Source organism: Tropicimonas omnivorans (assembly GCF_031846565.1).
Taxonomy (GTDB): domain Bacteria; phylum Pseudomonadota; class Alphaproteobacteria; order Rhodobacterales; family Rhodobacteraceae; genus Tropicimonas_B; species Tropicimonas_B omnivorans.
This window is the reverse complement of sequence record NZ_JAVRHL010000012.1, coordinates 1-4,238: the sequence shown is the minus strand read 5'-3', so window position 1 is coordinate 4,238 and position 4,238 is coordinate 1. Positions and strand designations below refer to the sequence as shown.

At 63.8% G+C, this 4,238-nt stretch carries 5 protein-coding genes; 4 read left to right on the top strand and 1 reads right to left on the bottom strand.

Annotated elements, in window-relative coordinates:
• On the bottom strand, positions 1-729 hold a 729-nt coding region (locus RM543_RS18850), incomplete at its 3' end, for a BapA/Bap/LapF family prefix-like domain-containing protein (protein ID WP_311694464.1).
• A gap of 238 nt (positions 730-967) precedes the next feature.
• Here RM543_RS18850 and RM543_RS18845 point away from each other — a divergent pair.
• The 4 genes from RM543_RS18845 to RM543_RS18830 all read left to right on the top strand — a co-directional run.
• Complete coding sequence (locus tag RM543_RS18845) at positions 968-1,144, top strand: hypothetical protein (protein ID WP_311694462.1); 177 nt, start codon at positions 968-970, stop codon at positions 1,142-1,144.
• Between the two features lie 171 nt (positions 1,145-1,315).
• Positions 1,316-1,639 (top strand): helix-turn-helix domain-containing protein, encoded by a 324-nt coding sequence (locus RM543_RS18840; protein ID WP_311694460.1) that lies wholly within the window; start codon positions 1,316-1,318, stop codon positions 1,637-1,639.
• Between the two features lie 731 nt (positions 1,640-2,370).
• A complete protein-coding gene (locus RM543_RS18835) occupies positions 2,371-2,553 on the top strand; it encodes a hypothetical protein (RefSeq protein ID WP_311694459.1) in 183 nt (60 codons plus the stop codon).
• Between the two features lie 97 nt (positions 2,554-2,650).
• Positions 2,651-4,238 (top strand): recombinase family protein (locus RM543_RS18830; RefSeq protein ID WP_311694466.1); only part of this gene is annotated, 1,588 nt, incomplete at its 3' end.

Genomic DNA, 4,238 nt, shown 5'->3' with positions numbered 1-4,238 from the left:
GACCGTGATGTCCACTGTGACGGTCTTGGACTCTCCGTTGCCGTCTGAGACAGTCACCTTGAAGCTGTCGGGGCCGTTGTAGTCCGGGCCCGGCGTGTAGATATATTCGCCGGTCTCGGGGTTCATCACCACGGCGCCGTTCTTTGGCTGCGTGGTCACCTCGTAGGACAGGGTGTCATCGTCTTCGTCCGTCGCGATCACCACGCCTTCGACGGGGGTATCCTCTTCGGTGACCCGGCTGTCGGGGGTCACGTCGGGCGGCGAGTTCGGGTCATAGGCAAGTGCGGCCGCGGCCACCCCCGCACCCAACAGGCCGAGGCCCGGGGCTATGTACGGCGCGAATGCGTTTATCTGCTCGATCTCCGCAATGTCGAAGCCGTCCCAGACCTCGCCATACTGGCCCCACCAATTGACACCGTGCTCGTCGACGAAAGTCAGGTCGTGCCGCCCCTCCTCGGTGACGACGAAGAAATTGACCAGCCGAAGCATGGAGCCGTCCTTCAGGACGAGCACGAGGTCACTTCCATCGCGGTCGAATCGGGCCACGTCTTCGGGACCGATCTGAAGCTGCAAGACAGACGGCTCTTCCAGTTCCACGACGCTGCCGTCCAGGTCGCGAGACTTGCCGCCCTGAGCTTTCGAAAACAGAGTCATCCGCATGATGGAGCCCGCCCTTTTTTTAGCCCCACCGACGAAGTTGATCCGACCAGAAATGGGAACTTTGAACACTTGAACCTGCCGCAAACGGCGCTCGGCGGACTTACAGTAAGGTCTTGGGCTGGAACAACAAAAAGCCGGCTGCAACTGGTAAAAATACCAGTTGCAGCCGGCCCCGAATTATGCCGGAGGAAAGCTGGTGGATGACCACCGGGCTTCTGATGCTCAATGATCCGGGGAACCGGCCGAACGGCCTGGGAATGGGGAGGCCATGATGTTGAAAGCTCTAGCAGAAGCGCTCCCGCGCTTGATGTCAGCAGCATCCAAGCCTGAGCTGCAGGACGCGCTGACCAAGGAGACACGAGACCTAGGGTTCGTTTCCTATAACATCAGCATCGACAAGACGCATCGCCGGGAGTTCATGGAGGCCCCGACGATGACCACGTGGACTGCCGAACAGCTGGAAGAATATGCCCGCGGCGAATGAGCGCACCGGGATCCGCCAATCGCAATCTCTGTAGAAGCGAAAAGCGCGTTCGCGTGGCACACTCTGGACTGGGGCGGCTACCATCAAGAATATGCCGAGTACGTCGCCAGCCAGGGCATTGCTGGAGGGATAACTGTGCCCCTCCGATATGATCCTGATCGGCTTTTCGCGATGACGCTGCTCGCGCTTGACACTGAGAAATTGACAACCGATTCCGTGAGCGCAACTGCTATCCTCGGTCATATCGCGATGGCCCGCCTTTCAGGCCTGAGCGAACAATCGCTCCTCCCATCCAACCAACTTTTGGGATTGAAGCGGTTGTCCTCCCTCCAGCTGGAAATTCTGGACTGGGTTTCGCGAGGCAAGACCAACCTTGAGATTGCCGTCATTCTCGGCAAGAACCGACGCACGATAGATTACCATCTGCGCGAAATCATGTCGAAACTGAATGTCCGGTCACGGACACAGGCTGCTGCGATCTACGCCGGAAGATGATCAAGACCGCCAACCAATGCGCAAGCCGCCGCGCCCACCCGGCCGCCTGTCGGGTTCACGAAAAATACCCTGACTTGCTCTGACCGCGCCGGCCGGGCGACACGATCCATTCGGTCAGCTGATGGGCCGCTCGCAGCGTCGAATGGCTCGGTGACTTACCGTTTTAGCACGCCGCGCCCATCCAGCGGCGACCGCCTCCGCTTCGTGGCAAAACCAGCGTTCCTCCCAGCCAGGTTGATCTCGGGCCGCGCGTACCACGACGACTACGGCGGGTGGTATATCCGCTCTTCGTCCTTAGCGATGTTGCCCTCGCAAATTTTGCCTCATGGAGCCACGATCGCCAAGTGACCTGCGCAATGACGGCGACGCCGAGGAGCTGTGGCCCAAGAGCAAATCGCAAACATTTGGCGAACGTCGCCCGATCCTGGATCGAAGCCGACAGCGCGCCAGCAAACTCCGGAAACTTCCCTCTTGGTAATGTTTTGCCCCGGCGAGCATCACGGATGTTCGCCGGTTCGTCTCCACCAACGCGCGGCCGCCGCATGGCTCGGTCTTGAGTTTTCCACATAAACCCGACCCGCGGGCCCATCCGCACCCCTCTCAGCGGGCGCGACAGCCGGGACTTCCCTTTTTGATGATGAGCAACGGCGCCGGGCCAGGGATCCCGGTCATCAGAGGCAAATGGCACCCCGCGGCGAGACCCTCGCGCGCGGGACCGGGGAGGGAATGTCATGGCGCGCAAGCGGGCGGGACACGGCGGGGACAGGGCGGCGCAGCCGTCTGCCGCGCCGTCGGCCAGACCCGCCGCCGACGTGCCGGCCGAGGCGGAGCGCGCGGCGCTGATAACCTTCATCCGCGCTCTCGCCCGGGACGCCGCCCGCGCCGACCATGCCGAGACGCCGCAAGACGACTGATCACATCCGCCACCCAACCTGGAGATCCGCCATGTCCTCGCCCCTCCGCGCGGTGATCTAGGCCCGCTATTCCACCGTCCTTCAGCGCGACGCCTCGATCGAGGACCAAATCCGGGCCTGCCGCGCCCTCGCCACCCGCCAGGGATACGATGTCGGGGAGATCTACACCGACCGCGCCACATCGGGCGCGAGCCTGATGCGGCAGGGCATCCAGTCGCTTCTGCACGACGCCCGTCAGACCCAAGCCTTCGACGTCGTCCTCGCGCATGCCCTCGATCGCCTCTCCCGCAGCCAGTCGGATATCGCGAGCATCTACCAGCAGCTGCAATTCGCCAGGATCCCGATCGAGACCGTGACCGAGGGCACGATCGAGGAGATGCATATCGGCCTGAAGGGCACGATGAACGCACTTTTTCTCAAGGACCTTGCGAAGAAGACGCGCGAAGGACTGCGCGGACGGGCTCTCGCCGGCAAATCCGCGGGCGGCCTGACCTACGGTTACCGGGCCATCCGCGCCTTGGATGCGGAGGGCGAGCGGATCCGCGGCGACCGGGAGATCCATCCCGAGGAAGCGGCGGTCGTCGTGCGCATCCTCGAGGCCTATGCCGCGGGACGATCGCCGAAGAAGATCGCCGAGCGGCTCAACGCCGAAGGCGTCCCGGGTCCGCGTGGCGGCACCTGGGGGGCGTCGACCATCCACGGCAATCTCCAGCGCGGCACCGGGATCCTCAACAACGAGCTCTATATCGGCAAGCAGGTCCGGAACCGCCTGAGCTTTGCCAAGGACCCGATGCCGGGCAAGCGCGTCAGCCGCATGAACCCAGAGGGCGAGTGGGAGGTGACGGAGATCCCCGAGTTGCGCATGGTGGACGACGATCTCTGGCAGGCGGTCCGCAGCCGGCAGGGTACTCTCGTCTGTGCAGGAACATCCGTCCCGGTCCGGGACCGGCGTCGGCCGAAGTTCCTGTTTTCGGGCCTGATGAGGTGCGCCTGCTGTGGCGGCGGCTTCGCCAAGGTCAGCCAGGACGCGTTCGGCTGCTCGCAGGCGCGTAACAAGGGACGCGCCGTCTGCACCAATATGACGACAATCAAGCGCGTGGATCTGGAGCGCCGGGTGCTGAAGGCCCTAGAGCATCACCTGATGGATCCGGGCCTGGTCGAGGAGTTCTGCCGGGAATACGCCGCGGAACGCAACCGGCTCCAAGCCGCGTCCCTGGCGGGGCGAAGCGCCCTGGAACAGCAGCTCGCGCGTGCGCGAGCCGATCATGGCAAACTTGAGGATGCGATCGTGGCGGGCGTGCCCGCAGAGCAGGTGAAGGATCGGGTGATCGCGCTCGACGCCCGGCGCAGAAATCTCGAGGCGGAGCTGGCGGAGACGACGGCGCCCTCCCCTCTCCGCTATCATCCGGCGATGGCCGTGACCTACAGGGAGCGGGTCGGGGCACTGATCCGGGGCCTTGGCGACGACAATGGCCTGGAAGCGGCGAAGGACGCCCTGCGCGGGCTGGTCGAGCGGATCGTTCTGACGCCCGAGACCGACGGCGGCCCGAGCATCGATCTGCACGGCGCGCTTGCGGCCCTGCTCCAGCTTGCCACTGGGGGCGAAGCTCTTTCGCGGGCGGAAAAAGCGACGACCCCGCACGGGAATGCGAGGCAAGTCACTGATAATGATGATGAAATAGTGT